A 17,314-nucleotide genomic window follows, 5' to 3' on the forward strand; every position below is an offset into this window, starting at 1 on the left:
CCACGATGTCGCAAAGTCCCGCCTTGTGGTATCGTGGGCTTAGGTTTTTCTTAGCAAAGAAATAATAGAAATTAAATATAACATTGGCATATAACTACAAGCCGCAAACTACCCGTTGAAATGTCGCATCTGCACCCCGGTTGTTTTACCAATGCACGGTAACTTTGGTAAACAGTTTCTAACTAAAAAAACATAGATATGAACCCAAAAAAGATATGGTCGAATTTAACAGTAAGTGATTTGGACCGGACAACAAAATTTTATTCGGCACTTGGCTTTAAATTCAACGGCAGGTCTGACGACCTGACAAGCTTTTTGGTAGGCGAGCACAATTTTGTGATGCACTTCTTTTTAAAAGATAAGTTGAAAGCGAATGTGCCTATTGAAATTTCCGACGCACACATAGCAAACGAAGTTATCTTTACCCTTTCTGCTGCAACCAGGGATGAGGTGAACCAATGCGCCAAAGAAGTGGAAAGCGCCGGCGGGAAAATCATTTCAGGACCCAGAACGTTTGGAGATGGATATTATGATTTTGTATTTGCCGATCCCGACGGACATAAATTTAACGTATTTTATACTGTAGGTTAAACCCATTTATTCCTAATAAACTAATGAACCAGTGAACCAATAACCCAACTCCATTTATTGACTTTTATCAAACTTAAGCTCATCTGCATACCGGATATTTGGGGGAAAGGAGATTTAATTAATTGAAGGCTATTTTACTTTCGCTGTGTTTATTAATTTGTTATGGTGCCGTCAAGGCGCAATTGAAGCCGGCCCGCAAAGCCGGCTTTACCACACGTAATTTTGCAGACAGCAGCCGGAGTAACTGGCTCGGGAATGGTCCGCGGCCGCTACGGTCTGTAATCTGGTACCCGGCGGGCGATGGCGGAAGAGAGGAACTGATTAATGATGCGCAGCAGTTTGCAAACCCGGTAACTGCTTATCATGATGCGCCTATAGCCGGTATCAGCAAATATCCGCTCATTCTTATTTCGCATGGGGCGCAGGGCAATGCGATGCAAATGCGCTGGCTGGGATATTATCTGGCGTCAAGGGGGTTTATTGCCGTTGCGGTTAATCACAACGGTACGGCAGAGGAGGAGCGGAGGTCAAAAAACATAACCCTGACCGATTTTTGTATGTGGGAGCGGCCAAAAGATATTTCTGCGGTGTTAAATAAGTTACTTGCCGACCCGGTTTTTGCCTCGCGGATAGATACCGGTAGGATAGGTGTAGCGGGTTTCTCGCTGGGCGGCGCTACGGCCATTTGGGTAGCCGGCTCTATATTAAATATGGATGCGCTGGCCAAAAGCGATCCCAACCCGCCGCCCCAGTTCCAGGAAGCCATTAACAGGCTCACCGCACTATCCAAAACAGATCCTTTGATCATCAGCTCGTTCAGAAACTCGGCCGATTCTTTCAGGGATAAACGTATCAAGGCAGTTTTTGCGCTGGCTCCGGCTATTGGTCAGGGTTTTACGAAACAAAGCCTGCAAAGTATAAACGTCCCCGTGCAAATTACGGTTGGCGATGCCGACCTGATAGCTCCAAAAGAACTGAATGCGATGTATTATACCCAAAACATCCCGACGGCAAAAAAGCTGATCATCCTGCCCGGCGAGCGCGGCCATTATACCAAGCCGCCTGCTGGTAACGAGCGACCTGCCGAATTACAAGAAGTGAGCGAAATTGCTTACAAATTTTTCAAAGAGGTGCTAAAACTGCAGTAATTATTGCCGAAAACGCTATGAAATTTGTTAAAATGCACTTGATATTTACCGGGTTTTTAAAACTTCGTAAGTATTAATAGGGTATTTAAGTCATGCCGAATTTATTTCGGCACCCCACATGCCGGGGTATATCGCAAGCAGGTTACTTATGCTGATTCAACTTTCCGTACTATTCCTTAACTTCGTAGTATGAATTTTTCGTCCAAATTACTGGAAAACGCTGTAGCGGAATTTGCTAAACTTCCGGGAGTAGGACAAAAAACAGCCTTACGCCTGGTGCTGCACCTGCTTAACCAGGACAAGCAGGAGGTTGACCGTTTCAGCGCGTCCATCAGTAAGCTGCGTAACGAGATACAGTTTTGCAGTGTTTGCCATAATATTTCCGATCAGTCGGTTTGTGAAATATGCGCCTCACATAAACGCGATCGTAGCACTATTTGTGTGGTAGAAGATACCCGCGATGTAATGGCCATTGAAAATACTAGCCAGTACAATGGTGTGTACCATGTGCTCGGCGGCCTTATTTCGCCTATGGATGGTATCGGCCCGTCGGACTTACAAGTGGATACTTTAGTGGAACGACTGAAGGCAAATGAAACCAAAGAGATCATTTTTGCGCTCAGCGCTACTATGGAAGGGGATACCACACTGTTCTATCTTCACAAAAGAGTAAAAAATTTCAATATTACCATATCAACCATTGCCCGTGGCATAGCTTTTGGAGGTGAATTGGAGTACGTTGATGAGATCACCTTAGGGCGGTCAATCGCTACACGTGTTCCCTATGAAAACTCACTGACAAAGTAAAATGAAACTATCTGTCGTTATTATTAATTACAATACCTGTGATATGCTCAGGCTGGCGCTCAATTCTGTAGTAAGGGCCGCCCAGGATGTCATAAACGAGATTTTGGTAGTTGATAACGGATCGGCAGATAGGTCGCTGGCTATGCTTAAGGACGAGTTCCCGGCAGTAAAGGTAATAGCCAATGCCAAAAATGAAGGCATTGCCAAAGCATATAACCAGGCGCTGAAACAGGTTACCGGGGAGTATGTTTTAATGGTCAGTGCGGATACAATTACGGGCAAAAAAACCATTGAAAAAGCCCTGGAATTTATGGACATGCATACCGATGCCGGTGGCCTTGGCGTACGTATGATAACACCGGATGGACGTTTTCTGAAAGAATCAAAACATGGTTTTACACGGCCGTGGGCTATATTCTTTAAACTGACCGGGTTGGCCAAATATTTCTCTAAATCGCGCCTTACCGATATGCAGCGTAAGGATTGGGTAGAGGAGTTCCAGACATCCGAAACCGATGTGCTGAACGGCGCGTTTATGCTATACCGTAAAGAGGCGCTTGACCATGCAGGGCCGCTCGATGAGCGTTTTCATATCTATGGATACGACATCGACCTGTCGTACCGGGTGAGGCTTACCGGGTTTAAAAACTACTATTTCCCCAAAACATATATCATCAACTTCAACACCCGTGGCAATGCTAAATTTAGCTATACTTATATCAGGGAATTTTATGGCGCTATGATTATCTTCGCCACAAAATACTTATTTAAGGTGCCCGAAATAAAAATGGAGGGCATACCGCAGCTCTATCCTCCATCGTATGAAGTTAAATAACAAGATCATTATCATTACCGGAGCCTCCTCCGGCATTGGCAAATCATTGGCTATTGAGTGTGCCAAACGCGGCGCTTACGTTGTTTTAGCCGCCCGGCAGTATGTTACCCTTTGCGAGTTAGCCGAAAGTCTTGAAAAACAATATAACGTAAAAGCCCTTGCGGTGCAGTGCGATGTGGCTGTTGAGGAAGATTGCGCGCACCTGGTCAAACAAACACTTACTACTTTCGGGAAAATTCACGTGCTCATTAATAATGCCGGTATATCTATGCGGGCGCTGTTTAAAGATGTTGACCTGAAGGTGTTAAAAAACCTGATGGATGTTAACTTTTGGGGAACGGTATACTGCACCAAATACGCCCTGCCTGAAATTATTAAAACCAAAGGCAGTATTGTAGGGGTATCATCAATAGCAGGTTATAAAGGCCTGCCCGGTCGTACGGGTTATTCAGCGTCTAAATTCGCGATGAATGGTTTTCTGGATTCGTTGCGGGTAGAGAATTTGAAAACGGGCGTACATGTATTAACCGCCTGCCCGGGCTTCACGGCTTCAAACATACGCAACACAGCCCTCGCCAAAGACGGCAGCCAGCAGGGCGAAAGCTCCATGGAAGAGGATAAAATGATGACCAGTGAAGAGGTGGCTAATATTATACTGAATGGAGTAGAAAACCGCAGCCGCACGCTCATCATGACAAGCCAGGGTAAGCTTACCGTAACCCTAAACAAGTTTTTACCGGCTTTTCTGGATACAATGGTGTATAAGGTTTTCGCGAAGGAGAAGAACCCATTGTTGCGTTAACGGCTCAGTACATCAAAATCATTTATCTTGTCCAAATGCAATACAACCCGGCCGTCCTGGTCGCGATCAAATGTGGGTTTAAATTTGGCATCCCAAACCATATCCTTATAAGTATAAGTGGTGCGGGAATGTATGGTTTGCGAAAAGGTGTCGTCAAATATTCTTAACAATACCGAGAAAACCACTTGTGCTTTTTCAAAATCTTCCTGCGTAAATCCTTTGAGCGGACTGTCGTCATCAATGGGGTGTACAACTGTCCAGTTAATGGATAATATGCTTACCGCTTTACGTTCCAGCACCAGCGGGTAAAACTTACGCTCAGTTTTACCGTTCACTTCTTCATTATAAGAAAATAAAACCTCTATATGAAGGTCTATCAATACATTATGCCTTGCATTAGCGAGTCTGAACATTAAACCTCTTCTCTTTTCCCCATAAGGGGCAATCAGGATGTTTTCGCTGTATTTGATCTTGGCCGTGGGCTTTGAAAACCGCCCGTAAAGCAAACCTGTAGCTAAAGCGAAGGCCAGCAGGCCAATCATTGATTCCATGGCTGCCACACAATTAGCCGCCATACCCTGCGGACTGATATGCCCATAGCCAACTGTGGATATGGTTTGCGCCGAAAAAAAGAAGGCATCCATAAAATGATCAAAAAGGGTAGTGCCGCTTTTGCCGTCAAGGCTGTCTGTTCCCAGTGCAACATATATACAGGCAAAGGTGATGTTGGCTATCATATAACCACTTAAAACAACTATCCAGAACTTTGTCCAGCTCATGTTAATGAGCGTTTGATAGCTGTTCATCCGGTCAAAAAAGGGTAGTCCGGTACGCTTTACATTTATAGAACCATCTTTATTAATTACCGGTTGACTCTTTATAACGGGCTGATTGCCAAAACCAAGGTCGTCTTCGGGGTTAACTTTTCGGGTATTTAAGTTCATTTTGCGTTTAAGCGTTTCGGCTTTTGCGTAAATTTATCATTCTGTTTGCTTTTAGTAAAAACTATTTCCATATTTGTGGCACAAATGAAAATGATGACATTAAACAACAACTGGTGGTGGCTTAACGAGTAATCGTAAGGCAATTCCGTTTTTGTTTTTTAACATAAAATATTCAGAAGGGTTGCCATACGGTAACCCTTTTTTTATGCTGCGCCCCCCGGCCCCCTAAAGGGGGAGTAATTAACGGAGGGAGCAAATACAGTAAATAAAAAATAATAAACCAAAACTCCCCCTTTAGGGGGCTGGGGGGCATATGAAACAGATATTAAATCATCTTTTTGAGCACAAGACCTTTACCAGGGAGCAGTCAAAGAATATTTTGATCAACATTGCCCAGGGTAAGTACAACAACTCGCAAATGGCGGCATTCATGACGGCATACTGTATGCGCAGTATCACGGTTGATGAACTGGAAGGGTTCCGTGATGCCATGCTGGAGCTTTGTTTACCTATTGACCTGGAGACTGACGAACTGATTGACCTTTGTGGTACCGGTGGCGACGGAAAGGATACTTTTAATATATCGACCCTCGCATCATTTGTAGTGGCAGGTGCCGGTTATAAGGTGGCCAAGCATGGTAACTATGGCGTGTCATCGGGTTGCGGATCATCAAATGTGATGGAATATCTTGGCTACCAGTTCACCAACGATACCGATAAGTTGAAAAAAGGTATAGATGCTGCTAACATCTGCTTTTTACACGCACCCTTGTTTCACCCTGCCATGAAAACTGTAGCGCCTATACGCCGCGAACTGGCTGTAAAAACGTTTTTTAATATGCTGGGCCCGCTGGTTAATCCGGCGAAGCCAGGTAACCAGTTAGTTGGAGTGTTTAACCTGGAACTGGCACGGGTGTATGCCTACCTGTATCAAAAATCGACAACAAAATACACCATCGTGAATGCGTTGGAGGGCTATGACGAAATTTCGCTTACCTGCGATTTCAAAACCTTCTCGGCCGAAGGCGAAAAAATAAACACGGTTGAGGGGTTGGGATTTGAAAAATTAAATCCGGAGGCAATTGCCGGTGGCGATACCGTGGCTGCATCGGCAAAGATATTTTCTGATGTGTTGAATGGTCTGGGAACCTTTGCTCAGAACAATGTTGTGCTATCAAACGCGGCTTTGGCTATCAAAACTATCGGCCCGGAAAAAACCTTTGCCGATTGTTACTATGAGGCCGAGGAAGCCCTGCTGAATAAAAAAGCTTTGAATAGTTTTAACCTGTTATTACAGAACTAAACATGAAAATAAAAGTTTGTGGTTTAAAACACCCGGAAAACATACAAGCTGTGGCTGCCTTACAACCAGACTACATGGGCTTTATCTGTTATGGGAAGTCGCCACGCTATATTGATGTTTTGCACGCCGACGCATTGGCTTCAATACCGGCTTTCATCCATAAAACCGGGGTTTTTGTAAACGAAGATGCCGAAACTATTAATCTGCTGATTGATAAATACGGCTTTGATACCATACAATTACACGGTGATGAAAGCCCTGAATTTGGTAAGGCTTTCAGGAATAGGGTAACGGTGATTAAAGCTTTTGGGGTTGACAATGACTTTGACTTCGGAAAGCTTGATAATTATGTAAACAATGTAGACTATTTTATGTTCGATACCAAAACATCTGGATACGGTGGTTCTGGTAAAGTATTTGACTGGGACATTTTAAATAAATATACGCTTGGTATACCCTTTTTTTTGTCGGGTGGTATCAGTTTGGATAATATTAACGAGATAAAAAACATCACCCATCCACAGTTTTACGCGGTTGACCTGAACAGCCGTTTTGAAACTGAACCGGGTGTAAAAAATATAGAAAAATTGGAAACAGCATTTGATATCATCAAAAAACAAGACATTAAAAATGAAATACGGAGTTAATGAGCATGGCTACTATGGTGATTTCGGCGGCGCCTACATCCCCGAAATGCTGTATCCAAACGTTGAGGAATTAAGGCAGCAATACCTTACCATTATTAACGATGAGGATTTTAAAGCTGAATTTAATGATCTGCTGAAAAATTATGTAGGCAGACCTTCACCTTTGTATCATGCTAAAAGGTATTCGGAAAAATATGGCGCGAATATATTTTTCAAACGCGAAGACCTGAACCATACCGGTTCGCATAAAATTAATAATGCTATAGGTCAGATACTGCTGGCCAAACGACTTGGTAAAAAACGTATCATTGCCGAAACCGGTGCCGGGCAGCATGGTGTAGCCACTGCCACAGTTTGTGCCCTGATGGGTATTGAATGTGTGGTTTACATGGGCGAGGTAGATATGGCACGCCAGGCACCAAACGTATCGCGCATGAAGATGTTAGGCGCTACCGTAAGACCAGCATCTTCGGGTAGTAAAACGCTTAAGGATGCTACTAACGAGGCCCTGCGCGACTGGATAGCCAATCCGGTTGATACGCATTATATTATTGGATCAGTGGTTGGTCCATACCCATATCCCGATATGGTGGCCCGTTTCCAGTCGATAATTTCGGAAGAAACAAAAAAACAGCTGGTTGAACATACCGGCAAAGCATTACCGGAATATGTTTTAGCCTGTGTTGGCGGCGGCAGTAATGCCATGGGCATGTTCTATCATTTTTTGGATGATGAGGATGTTAAACTGGTGGCCATTGAGGCTGCGGGTAAAGGTGTGGATAGCGGTCATTCTGCAGCTACAACATTTTTGGGCCATGAGGGCGTATTGCACGGTAGTCGTACCATACTCATGCAAACACCGGATGGGCAGGTTGTTGAACCCTATTCCGTATCAGCAGGGTTAGATTACCCGGGTATTGGGCCCCAGCACGCACACCTGTACAAAATAAACAGGGCACAATATGTGAGCATTACCGACGATGAAGCTTTGCAGGCAGGTTTACTCTGCTCACAGATGGAGGGTATTATTCCGGCCATTGAATCGTCGCACGCGCTGGCGTATTTAGAGAAAATGAAGTTTAACCCAACAGATAATGTGGTGATCTGCCTTTCGGGCAGGGGCGACAAGGATCTGGATACGTATATCAAATATTTTAATTATTAGATCAGAATTTTCAGAAAAGGATTATCAGAATTTTAATAACAACTTAATGGATTCTGTAAATTCAAAAATCCTATAAATTCTGATTCAGACATCAACTATAAACTCAACATGAACCGCCTGAACCAGCTTTTCGCAGCAAAAAAAGATAACCTGTTATCTATATACTATACCGCGGGTTATCCTGCGTTAAACACCACGGTTAATATTGCCGAAGCTTTGGAAAAAGCGGGGGCAGACTTTCTTGAAATAGGTTTCCCATATTCAGATCCTGTGGCAGATGGGCCAACCATTCAGCACAGTTCTGAACAAGCACTGGAAAACGGCATGACGCTTAATAAGCTGTTTGAGGAATTAACAGAACTGCGTAAGCGCGTTACCATACCCATTTTATTGATGGGCTACGTTAACCCGATAGTGCAATACGGTGTTGAGCGTTTCTGTAAAAAAGCATCGGAGCTGGGTGTTGACGGTATTATTGTACCCGATTTGCCGATGTATGAATATGAGGCATTGTATTCGGCTCATTTTATCAATAACAACCTGAGCAATATATTTTTGGTAACCCCACAAACCTCGCCCGAGCGGATTCGCAAAATTGATGAGTTGAGCAACAGCTTTATTTACCTGCTATCATCGTCGTCTATAACCGGCGGTAACTTACAGCTTACACATAATATTGAAGATTATTACAAACGTGTTAAAGCCATGAACCTGAACAACCCGGCCATTATAGGATTTGGCATAGCGGATAATGCCACGTTTAAAAAGGCTTGTGAATATGCCAATGGCGCTATTGTAGGCAGCAAGTTTGTAAAGCTGTTGGGCGAGGAAAATTATATGGAAAAAATACCGGCGTTTGTTAAAGGAATAAGAGGCTAAGACCAATAAAAATTGTCATTCTGAGCGATAGCGAAGAATCTATCCTACTTTATGCAAAGTTTACTAATAGATCCTTCGTTCCTCAGGATGACAAAAGATCTAATAGTAAACTTACAGATACAATTCTAGCTCACCTTTGCCTTCGCGGATAATCTCAAAGTCGCCCGAAGTGCAATCAACTACGGTTGAGGCTATGTTATCCCCATAACCTCCGTCAATTACAATATCTACAAGGTCTTCATATTTCTCGTGTATCAATTCGGGATCCGTAGAATATTCTATGATATCATCATCATCCTTTATAGATGTAGAAAGAATGGGGTTACCCAGCACTTTTACAATTTCGCGGGCAATATCATTATCCGGCACCCTGATACCCACTGTTTTTTTATTGGAGCTAAGCAATTTAGGCACCATGTGACTGGCGTTAAATATAAAGGTAAACGGGCCTGGTAAAGCCTTTTTAAGCACTCTGAAGGTGGTATTGTCAATGGGTTTAATATAATCAGATATGTGGCTCAGATCGTAGCATATGAAGGAGAAATTAGCCTTTTCGGGTTTAATGTTCCTGATCTTGCAGATGGCCTCGATGGCTTTATGATTAGTAATATCACAGCCTAAACCGTAAACAGTATCTGTAGGATATATGATAAGGCCGCCTTTACGTAATACCTCAACCACCTGCTCAATTGCTTTTGGGTTGGGGTTTTCGGGATATATTTTAATGAGCATAATGTGTTATAACAAATATACCTATAAATTGGTTTAAAATGGGCTTAGCGGAAACGATGTTAAAAATATGTCATTGCTTCGAGCCTCGAAATGAAAAACGGTTAATCCAGACTTACGAAGTTTTTAAAACTTCGTAAGTCTTTATATTGAAAAGTTCCTGTTAATCCTCAAATCAGGAAAATCAAGGTTCAGACAAAAACAAAGGCCATTTGCATTAGCAAATGGCCTTTGTCATAAGTTTTAATATGTTAAAGTGTTTCAGTAATGCCGTGTTGTTATTGGTATAACAACAGCGGCATTTTAAATGTTAAAACACAGCAACAGTATTGAAACAATTAAGCTTGTTTAGTAAGTTGTATGTTAATCAACAATTTAATGTCTTCGCCAACTACAACTGATCCGGCTTCTGTTACACCATCCCAGGTTAAGCCAAATTCTTTACGGTTAACTTTGCCGGTTATTTCAAAACCTGCTTTAGTGTTTCCATAAAAATCGGCTGCTGAACCACCAAATTCTGCTTTAAGACTTACCGGTTTGGTTACATCTTTTATGGTCAAATCGCCTTTCAATTCGTATTCATCATCATCAGTTTTAGTTAATGAAGATGATTTAAAGCTGATTTTAGGATATTTTTCAGCGTCAAAAAATTCGGCTGATTTTAAGTGCTCATCGCGCTGGGTTTGGTTGGTATCGAGGCTATTGATATCAAGTGAAAAACTCACTTCTGCGTTATCGAAATCTTCGCCATCGCTTGTAATCTCGCCTTCAAAGCTTTTGAAAAAACCGCTTACTGTTGAGATAACTAAATGTTTTACTTTAAATTGTACTTCTGAATGCATTGGGTCAATTACCCATTTTGTTGCTGTTTCTGTTGCCATGATTTTGTTTAATTTATTTTGTTGAGTCAAAGATAATAACAAAATACATGTTTAAACATGTATTTTTATTTAATTACAATCTGCAGACAATGAAATACAAGTTTAACCATACAATTGCGCTATTGTTTAACTTTAAAAGTTATTTTTATATTAAATAATTATCTATGAAGAAGCTTTTCATCACCTCATTTGTTATCATTTTTGCCCTGCTCATTGCCTGGACAATGATTTGGAAACCCGCTGCATGGTCGTTCCTGATTATTGTACCTATATATGTTATTGGCTTTTATGACCTGGTTCAAAAAAAGCACAGCATAGTGCGCAACTACCCTGTATTTGGTCACCTGAGGTTTTTGATGGAAGAGCTTCGTCCTAAAATATATCAATACTTTATTGAGAGCGATACCAACGGAACGCCATTTAACCGGCAAAATCGCAGCGTGATATACCAGCGCGCCAAAAAGGTTGATGATACCCGGCCGTTTGGTACCGAGCTTGATGTTTATGAAGATGGGTACGAATGGCTTAACCACAGTATTGCCGCTATTGATCACCATAAGCTTGACCTCTCGCCCCGGGTAAAGGTAGGCGGTCCCGATTGTAAGCAGCCTTATATGGCCAGTGTTTACAATATATCGGCTATGAGCTTTGGCTCACTGAGTGAGAACGCTATACTGGCCTTAAATGGAGGCGCTAAGCTTGATAATTTTGCTCATAACACCGGCGAAGGTGGCCTGAGCGATTATCATTTAAAACCTGGTGGCGATATTATATGGCAAATAGGTACCGGATATTTCAGCTGTCGCAAGCCCGATGGTACCTTTGATGAAGAAGCTTTCGCCAAGCGCGCTGTTTTGCAGCAGGTAAAAATGATTGAGGTAAAACTGTCGCAGGGAGCAAAACCCGGGCACGGCGGTATTTTACCCGCGGCTAAGGTTACACCAGAAATTGCCCGCATCAGGCTGGTAGAGATGGGACATGATGTGGTATCGCCGCCGTATCATACCGCGTTTAATAATCCTATCGGAATGATGCAGTTTATTAAAAAACTGCGCGAATTGTCGGGTGGTAAACCTGTAGGTTTTAAGCTTTGCGTGGGTCACAAAAGTGAGTTTCTGGCAATATGTAAGGCAATGGTTAAAACTGGTATTTATCCCGATTTTATTACGGTGGATGGGGGCGAGGGCGGTACCGGTGCGGCGCCTTTAGAGTTCTCAAACTCGGTGGGTATGCCCTTGCGCGAGGCATTGGCTTTTATTTATGACGCGCTAACCGGCTTCGATATTAAAAGACACATTAAGCTTATTGCATCGGGCAAGGTGGCCACGGGTTTTGACCTGGTGAAGAATTTTGCTTTGGGGGCCGATATGTGCAACAGCGCACGCGGGATGATGTTTGCCCTTGGCTGCATACAGGCGCTGGAGTGTAACATGAATACCTGCCCAACAGGTGTGGCTACGCAGAATAAAGATCTGATGCGTGGTTTGGTGGTTGATGATAAAAAGGTTCGCGTGGCTAATTTTCATAACCAAACAGTAAGCAGCGCCATACAAATGATAGGAGCGGCAGGCTTAACCAAACCTTGCGACCTGCACCGCATGTTTATTTATCGCCGTATAAACCACAGTCAGATACAAACCTATGCCGAGCTGTTTCCCTATATACCTAAAGGTAGTTTGTTAAATACGCCCTATCCTTCAAGTTTTGAGCTGGATATGGCCATCAGTAATGAAGATAGCTTTATACCTGATTATAGCAATGTAACCAATATTGATTATAGTAACGTAAGCTCCTATATGAGCTGAAGGATATTTGTCTGAACCGGGATTAAACAGATTTTTTGCGATTAAGGGATTTTTTTAAAGTATCGTGGTAATCCTTTAATCCGAAAAATCATGGTTCAGACAAAACCATAGAACAAAAAAAGGGAAGCAAAAGCTTCCCCTTTTTAATATGATAAAATTAGCTAATTATAAAGCCAACACTTCTTTTACTCTGTCGGCAGCTTCTTTCAGCAATATTGCCGAGTAAACTTTTAAGCCTGAATTGTCTATAAGTTCCTTTGCTTCTTCGGCATTGGTACCTTGTAAACGCACAATGATAGGCACAGGGATGTTGCCAATTTCTGTGTAGGCATCAATAACACCCTGGGCAACACGATCGCAACGTACTATACCGCCAAAAATATTGATCAGGATAGCTTTAACGTTCGGGTCAGACAGGATGATGTTAAAACCAGCCTTAACAGTTTGCGCGTTGGCGGTACCGCCAACGTCAAGGAAGTTAGCAGGCTCGCCACCGGCAAGTTTAATAATATCCATGGTAGCCATAGCCAAACCGGCACCGTTAACCATACAACCTACGTTACCGTCAAGCTTTACATAGTTAAGATTTGATTTGCTTGCTTCAACCTCGGTAGGGTCTTCCTCGTCAGTATCACGCATAGCAGCATAATCCGGGTGACGGAACAGTGCGTTGTCGTCAAGGTTTACTTTGGCATCAACAGCTAAAATTTTGTTATCAGATGTTTTAAGTACCGGGTTAATTTCAAACTGCGATGAATCTGTAGCCTCGTAAGCTTTGTATAAAGCGGTAATGAATTTTACCATGTCTTTAAAAGCATCGCCGCTTACACCCAGGTTAAACGCAATTTTACGGGCCTGAAAACCTTGTAACCCAACTTTAGGGTCAATTTCTTCTTTAAATATCAATTCGGGAGTTGAGTGTGCAACCTCCTCTATATCCATACCGCCTTCAGTACTGTACATGATAATGTTACGACCTTTAGCACGGTCGAGCAATACGCTCATGTAAAACTCTTTTGTTTCGCTTTCGCCCGGATAGTAAACATCCTGTGCTACTAAAACTTTCTTTACCTTTTTACCTTCCGGACCGGTTTGGGGGGTAACCAGTTGCATGCCGATAATGTTACCGGTATGTTCCTTCACCTGGTCGATATTTTTGGCCAGCTTTACGCCGCCGCCTTTACCACGGCCACCGGCATGGATCTGTGCTTTTATTACTACCCAGCTTGATCCCAGGTCTTCTTTCAATTTATGGGCAGCTTCTACAGCCTGCTCAACAGTATCGGCAACAATGCCTTCCTGAACTCTAACGCCAAAGCTCTTTAATATGGCTTTGCCCTGATATTCGTGAATATTCATGTTTTTTGAAGAATTTGCGGTAAATCTACAATTTTGTTTCAAAGGTTAACACCCTAAATGGAGTTTATTTACCAGTATTATGATTATTAACGTTGTCTTTACAATAGGAAGAAGTATAAAGTAGCGAGTATCAAGTATCAGGACAAACCGCAACTGATTGTTAATTCTGCTAGTCAAAAATCTTGATACTTGATACTAACTACTCGATACTAAAAACTAACTTTGTAAAATGCTTAAAGCCAATTCCATTCATAAATCATACGGGCAGCTGCAAATATTAAAAGGCGTTGATCTGGAAGTAAAACAGGGCGAAATAGTAACCATAGTAGGCGCGTCCGGTGCAGGTAAAAGTTCCTTACTCAATATTTTAGGCACTTTAGACAGGCCCGATTCCGGACAATTGTTCATCAATAATATGGAGCTGAGCAAGCTTAGCAACAAGAGTCTGAGCGATTTTCGGAACCGTAAAATTGGCTTTATATTTCAGTTTCATCATTTGCTGGTGGAGTTTACCGCTGTTGAAAATGTTTGCATACCTGCCTTTATTGCCGGTACAGCACGCGCGGACGCCGAAAACAGGGCAAAGGAATTGCTTGATCTGTTGGGTTTAAAGGACAGGATGAGCCATAAACCTAATCAACTATCAGGAGGTGAGCAGCAGCGGGTAGCCGTGGCCCGCGCTTTGATTAATAACCCATCCTTAATATTTGCCGATGAGCCATCTGGTAATCTTGATTCCGTGAACGCATTGGAGCTTCATGAATTATTTATTAAGCTGAGGAAAGATTTTAACCAAACCTTTGTAATTGTTACCCATAATGAAGACCTTGCCAATCTTTCGGACCGCACCGTTTTAATGAAAGATGGTCTGATTGTTCAATAGTGATACTGTAAACGTGAATATACTGATAACTGCTGCCAACTCTGCGCCGGCTTACAAACAAAAAAATCTGCTGAACAGCGATACTGTTATTATGGGCGATTATATGGATCTGCCCGATTTTATGCTGAAACCCGGTAAGTTGATTCGCCTGCCCAATCCGGCATCGGTAAGTTACACGCATGAAATGCTAACTTTATGTTTAGATATGGGCATTGAAACCGTTTATGTTTTTCGTGAACAGGAAGCCGGGCTTTTATTAGAGTCCGAAACTTTGTTTAATGAATATAATATAAAAATCCTGACTAAGCTAAATGAACTATAAAGATATTGATAAGCGAAAAAGCGCTTTCATTTTTGAATTGGATGATGTGCTTTTCCCCAAAAAAGATTATTTGTACCAGGTTTATTACTTGTTTGCTAATTTATTGGAGTACACCGAATTAGTTGATGCTAAAGAAACAACCAAACTGATGACAGATACGTATGTATCTGAAGGGGAACAGTTTGTTTTTGACCGCGTAGCCGAAAAGTTTACTATAGCAGAAAAGTACAGGACAAATTTTGATAACCTGCTGATAACTGCCAAGCTGCCACTGAAATTGTTGCTATATCAAAATATGCTTACTTTATTGCAGGAAATTGTTGTTGACAGGAAAAAACTGTTTATTGTAACAAACGGCGATGTAGAGCAACAGGTAAATAAAATTAAGCAGATAGAATGGAACGGGCTTGAAAAATACCTGACCTGCTATTTTGCCGAAGAAACCACTCCTAAACCCGAACCTGACGTGATACACCTGTTAATGCAGGATCATGGTTTACAGCGAAGGGACATCATAATGATAGAGAATTCAGAAGTCGACAGGTTATGCGCTGAAACCGTTGGGATAGATTATACTAATCTCGATAAATTTTTGTAATGGAGTTGTAACATACTTAGTTATATAGCGTTAACTAATAAATTGATTTTATATGAGAAAATTATTTTACTTCATATTAATTATTTCTACAGGGGGTATATTCGCCTGTAAAAAAGATAAAGTGGATGGTAATAATAATCCACCGCCACCCACAAATCCATCAGATACAGCCTCTGCTAAATTTGAGCTTACGCAGGATTCTATTTACCTGTACGCTAAGGAAATATACTACTGGAATAATTCTTTACCCGATTACAGGGCCTTTAATCCACGGCAATACACCCTTGGCTCTACAGATTTGGATAAGTTTACCAGTGAAATAGATGCGTATACACAGTTATCAAAAAATCCTGCAAATCATAATCTTCCTTATGAGTATGATTTTTTTAATCCAGGCAGTTCAAAATATTCTTTTATTGATGACGGCGAGGTTGATGGAGAACTAAATGCTACCAGAGGTGATTTTGGCTTTAATTATTTTTATAACTCTTATACTGATTTAAGGGTAAGCTTAGTTTATCCAAATTCACCTGCCGCCACAGCCGGCCTAAAGCGCGGGGATGAGATTATCGCTATAAATAATAATGATAACATTTATATCACAAGCAATTTTGATGATCCTGCCAATGATCCGGGATATAAATTTGTTAGCAATGCTTTGAATCAGGGAAGTACAGTCACTTTGCAAATTCGTAATTCAGCCGGTACCAAAACAGTAAATCTTGATAGCAAAACTTATACAGTAAACCCTATTATTTACACCAATACTTATACCTTATCAAATAGCAGAGTAGCTGGTTATATGGTATTTAACAGCTTTATTAGTAACATACATTCCCAACTCGATGCCGTATTCAGCAATTTTGCGGCTAAGCATGTAACAGATTTGATTATAGATCTTCGTTATAACGGAGGAGGCGACGTAGAAACAAGTTCTTATTTATCGAATCTTATCGCACCTTCAAGTGCTAACGGAAGCGTTATGAACACTACTTATTGGACTGCCAATTTGCAAAATGACAATTATCCCTTGCTCAAAAAGAAGATTTCGAAGCCGGCCGGATGGTTTAAATCTACTAATTCCGCGCAAATAGAGCGATTTGCAAAAGCAGGTGCTGTTAATGTAACCCGGGTGTTTTTCCTGGTAACAGGCAATACTGCATCGGCCAGTGAGCTTACTATCAATAACTTAAAACCTAAAATGGATGTGCAGCTAATAGGTGATACTACTTATGGTAAACCAGTTGGGTTTTTATCAAAGCTTATTATTAACGGACATTATTTATACACACCAGAGTTTGAAACAAAAAATTCGGCACAGGAAGGCGGTTATTATGCAGGTATGCCACCAAAAGGAACTACGACAACAGGAGGTACATATAATGGTAAGCAAATTTATGAAGATATAGTTACCGATTTTGGAGATAAAAATGAAACCTTGCTGCATCAGGCTATTAAATATATAGAAACAAATGCATATCCTGCGAGTTCTAACCTCACGATTCAGAGTTTATCAACTACAAGGGGCAGGCCAATGACATTATATCAAAGAAGGGTATTGTCATCCAAAGTACAACCCAATCGTACTAATTCAATGTTTATTAACTTAAAATAAT

The 17,314-nt window shown here is 41.7% G+C and carries 18 protein-coding genes; 14 read left to right on the forward strand and 4 right to left on the reverse strand.

The genetic code is table 11. The features are described from left to right. Positions 1-198 precede the first annotated feature (198 nt). The 5 genes from SNE25_RS11685 (at position 199) to SNE25_RS11705 (ending at position 4,183) form a co-directional block, all read left to right on the forward strand. The gene (locus SNE25_RS11685; RefSeq protein ID WP_321565281.1) at positions 199-591 is read left to right on the forward strand and encodes a VOC family protein; all 393 of its coding nucleotides are present in this window, start codon (positions 199-201) and stop codon (positions 589-591) included. A gap of 122 nt (positions 592-713) precedes the next feature. Next, on the forward strand, positions 714-1,739 hold the full coding sequence (locus tag SNE25_RS11690; RefSeq protein ID WP_321565282.1) for an alpha/beta hydrolase family protein: 1,026 nt from the start codon (positions 714-716) through the stop codon (positions 1,737-1,739). Positions 1,740-1,928: 189 nt separating this feature from the next. Next, complete coding sequence (gene recR / locus SNE25_RS11695; RefSeq protein WP_321565283.1) at positions 1,929-2,546, forward strand: recombination mediator RecR; 618 nt, start codon at positions 1,929-1,931, stop codon at positions 2,544-2,546. A gap of 1 nt (position 2,547) precedes the next feature. Next, positions 2,548-3,381, forward strand: a complete 834-nt coding sequence (locus SNE25_RS11700) for a glycosyltransferase family 2 protein (RefSeq protein WP_321565284.1) — start codon at positions 2,548-2,550, stop codon at positions 3,379-3,381. Then, entirely contained in the window at positions 3,368-4,183 is an 816-nt protein-coding gene (locus SNE25_RS11705; RefSeq protein WP_321565285.1) for an SDR family oxidoreductase, read from the forward strand. Before SNE25_RS11700 ends, SNE25_RS11705 begins: the two co-directional genes overlap by 14 nt. On the opposite strand, the gene SNE25_RS11710 is transcribed toward SNE25_RS11705, so the two are convergent. Beyond that, positions 4,180-5,127 carry an ion channel gene (locus SNE25_RS11710; RefSeq protein ID WP_321565286.1) on the reverse strand — a complete coding sequence of 316 codons (948 nt, stop codon included), beginning with the start codon at positions 5,125-5,127 and terminating at the stop codon, positions 4,180-4,182. The two genes, SNE25_RS11705 and SNE25_RS11710, sit on opposite strands and share 4 nt — an antisense overlap. Before the next feature lie 313 nt (positions 5,128-5,440). Between SNE25_RS11710 and trpD the strand changes: the two genes are divergently transcribed. The 4 genes from trpD (at position 5,441) to trpA (ending at position 9,121) form a co-directional block, all read left to right on the forward strand. After that, positions 5,441-6,430 (forward strand): anthranilate phosphoribosyltransferase, encoded by a 990-nt coding sequence (gene trpD, locus SNE25_RS11715; protein WP_321565287.1) that lies wholly within the window; start codon positions 5,441-5,443, stop codon positions 6,428-6,430. A 2-nt stretch (positions 6,431-6,432) separates the two neighbouring features. Further along, the gene (locus tag SNE25_RS11720; RefSeq protein WP_321565288.1) at positions 6,433-7,077 is read left to right on the forward strand and encodes a phosphoribosylanthranilate isomerase; all 645 of its coding nucleotides are present in this window, start codon (positions 6,433-6,435) and stop codon (positions 7,075-7,077) included. After that, the gene (gene trpB, locus SNE25_RS11725) at positions 7,061-8,242 is read left to right on the forward strand and encodes a tryptophan synthase subunit beta (protein WP_321565289.1); all 1,182 of its coding nucleotides are present in this window, start codon (positions 7,061-7,063) and stop codon (positions 8,240-8,242) included. Before SNE25_RS11720 ends, trpB begins: the two co-directional genes overlap by 17 nt. A 108-nt stretch (positions 8,243-8,350) precedes the next feature. Continuing rightward, a complete protein-coding gene (gene trpA / locus SNE25_RS11730) occupies positions 8,351-9,121 on the forward strand; it encodes a tryptophan synthase subunit alpha (RefSeq protein ID WP_321565290.1) in 771 nt (256 codons plus the stop codon). A gap of 111 nt (positions 9,122-9,232) precedes the next feature. Here the strand turns inward: trpA and SNE25_RS11735 are convergent, their stop codons facing one another. Both SNE25_RS11735 and SNE25_RS11740 read right to left on the reverse strand, forming a co-directional pair. Continuing rightward, a complete protein-coding gene (locus SNE25_RS11735; RefSeq protein WP_321565291.1) occupies positions 9,233-9,853 on the reverse strand; it encodes an L-threonylcarbamoyladenylate synthase in 621 nt (206 codons plus the stop codon). 335 nt (positions 9,854-10,188) lie between these two features. After that, complete coding sequence (locus SNE25_RS11740; protein WP_321565292.1) at positions 10,189-10,731, reverse strand: YceI family protein; 543 nt, start codon at positions 10,729-10,731, stop codon at positions 10,189-10,191. 164 nt (positions 10,732-10,895) lie between these two features. Between SNE25_RS11740 and SNE25_RS11745 the strand changes: the two genes are divergently transcribed. Next, positions 10,896-12,536 (forward strand): FMN-binding glutamate synthase family protein, encoded by a 1,641-nt coding sequence (locus SNE25_RS11745; RefSeq protein WP_321565293.1) that lies wholly within the window; start codon positions 10,896-10,898, stop codon positions 12,534-12,536. A gap of 165 nt (positions 12,537-12,701) precedes the next feature. On the opposite strand, the gene sucC is transcribed toward SNE25_RS11745, so the two are convergent. Then, positions 12,702-13,895: an ADP-forming succinate--CoA ligase subunit beta gene (gene sucC, locus SNE25_RS11750; RefSeq protein ID WP_321565294.1), complete on the reverse strand. Its 1,194-nt coding sequence runs from the start codon at positions 13,893-13,895 to the stop codon at positions 12,702-12,704. 229 nt (positions 13,896-14,124) lie between these two features. On the opposite strand from sucC, the gene SNE25_RS11755 reads away from it, so the two are divergent. The 4 genes from SNE25_RS11755 to SNE25_RS11770 are packed head-to-tail and all read left to right on the forward strand — an operon-like array spanning position 14,125 to position 17,313. Further along, entirely contained in the window at positions 14,125-14,778 is a 654-nt protein-coding gene (locus tag SNE25_RS11755) for an ABC transporter ATP-binding protein (RefSeq protein WP_321565295.1), read from the forward strand. Between the two features lie 13 nt (positions 14,779-14,791). Next, the gene (locus SNE25_RS11760) at positions 14,792-15,100 is read left to right on the forward strand and encodes a hypothetical protein (protein WP_321565296.1); all 309 of its coding nucleotides are present in this window, start codon (positions 14,792-14,794) and stop codon (positions 15,098-15,100) included. Then, positions 15,090-15,698 (forward strand): HAD family hydrolase, encoded by a 609-nt coding sequence (locus SNE25_RS11765; RefSeq protein WP_321565297.1) that lies wholly within the window; start codon positions 15,090-15,092, stop codon positions 15,696-15,698. The genes SNE25_RS11760 and SNE25_RS11765 overlap by 11 nt, the downstream gene beginning before the upstream one ends. A gap of 52 nt (positions 15,699-15,750) precedes the next feature. After that, complete coding sequence (locus SNE25_RS11770; protein WP_321565298.1) at positions 15,751-17,313, forward strand: S41 family peptidase; 1,563 nt, start codon at positions 15,751-15,753, stop codon at positions 17,311-17,313. The last annotated feature ends 1 nt before the right edge of the window (position 17,314 follow it).

The sequence above is a fragment of the Mucilaginibacter sabulilitoris genome (assembly GCF_034262375.1).
GTDB lineage: Bacteria > Bacteroidota > Bacteroidia > Sphingobacteriales > Sphingobacteriaceae > Mucilaginibacter > Mucilaginibacter sabulilitoris.

Bases quoted from the DNA above. Each gene is read 5' to 3' on its own strand.
- SNE25_RS11685 (WP_321565281.1), top strand. From the start codon at position 199: ATGAACCCAAAAAAGATATGGTCGAATTTAACAGTAAGTGATTTGGAC.
- recR (WP_321565283.1), top strand. From the start codon at position 1,929: ATGAATTTTTCGTCCAAATTACTGGAAAACGCTGTAGCGGAATTTGCT.
- SNE25_RS11700 (WP_321565284.1), top strand. From the start codon at position 2,548: ATGAAACTATCTGTCGTTATTATTAATTACAATACCTGTGATATGCTC.
- SNE25_RS11705 (WP_321565285.1), top strand. From the start codon at position 3,368: ATGAAGTTAAATAACAAGATCATTATCATTACCGGAGCCTCCTCCGGC.
- SNE25_RS11710 (WP_321565286.1), bottom strand. From the start codon at position 5,127: ATGAACTTAAATACCCGAAAAGTTAACCCCGAAGACGACCTTGGTTTT.
- trpD (WP_321565287.1), top strand. From the start codon at position 5,441: ATGAAACAGATATTAAATCATCTTTTTGAGCACAAGACCTTTACCAGG.
- SNE25_RS11720 (WP_321565288.1), top strand. From the start codon at position 6,433: ATGAAAATAAAAGTTTGTGGTTTAAAACACCCGGAAAACATACAAGCT.
- trpB (WP_321565289.1), top strand. From the start codon at position 7,061: ATGAAATACGGAGTTAATGAGCATGGCTACTATGGTGATTTCGGCGGC.
- trpA (WP_321565290.1), top strand. From the start codon at position 8,351: ATGAACCGCCTGAACCAGCTTTTCGCAGCAAAAAAAGATAACCTGTTA.
- SNE25_RS11735 (WP_321565291.1), bottom strand. From the start codon at position 9,853: ATGCTCATTAAAATATATCCCGAAAACCCCAACCCAAAAGCAATTGAG.
- SNE25_RS11740 (WP_321565292.1), bottom strand. From the start codon at position 10,731: ATGGCAACAGAAACAGCAACAAAATGGGTAATTGACCCAATGCATTCA.
- SNE25_RS11745 (WP_321565293.1), top strand. From the start codon at position 10,896: ATGAAGAAGCTTTTCATCACCTCATTTGTTATCATTTTTGCCCTGCTC.
- sucC (WP_321565294.1), bottom strand. From the start codon at position 13,895: ATGAATATTCACGAATATCAGGGCAAAGCCATATTAAAGAGCTTTGGC.
- SNE25_RS11755 (WP_321565295.1), top strand. From the start codon at position 14,125: ATGCTTAAAGCCAATTCCATTCATAAATCATACGGGCAGCTGCAAATA.
- SNE25_RS11765 (WP_321565297.1), top strand. From the start codon at position 15,090: ATGAACTATAAAGATATTGATAAGCGAAAAAGCGCTTTCATTTTTGAA.
- SNE25_RS11770 (WP_321565298.1), top strand. From the start codon at position 15,751: ATGAGAAAATTATTTTACTTCATATTAATTATTTCTACAGGGGGTATA.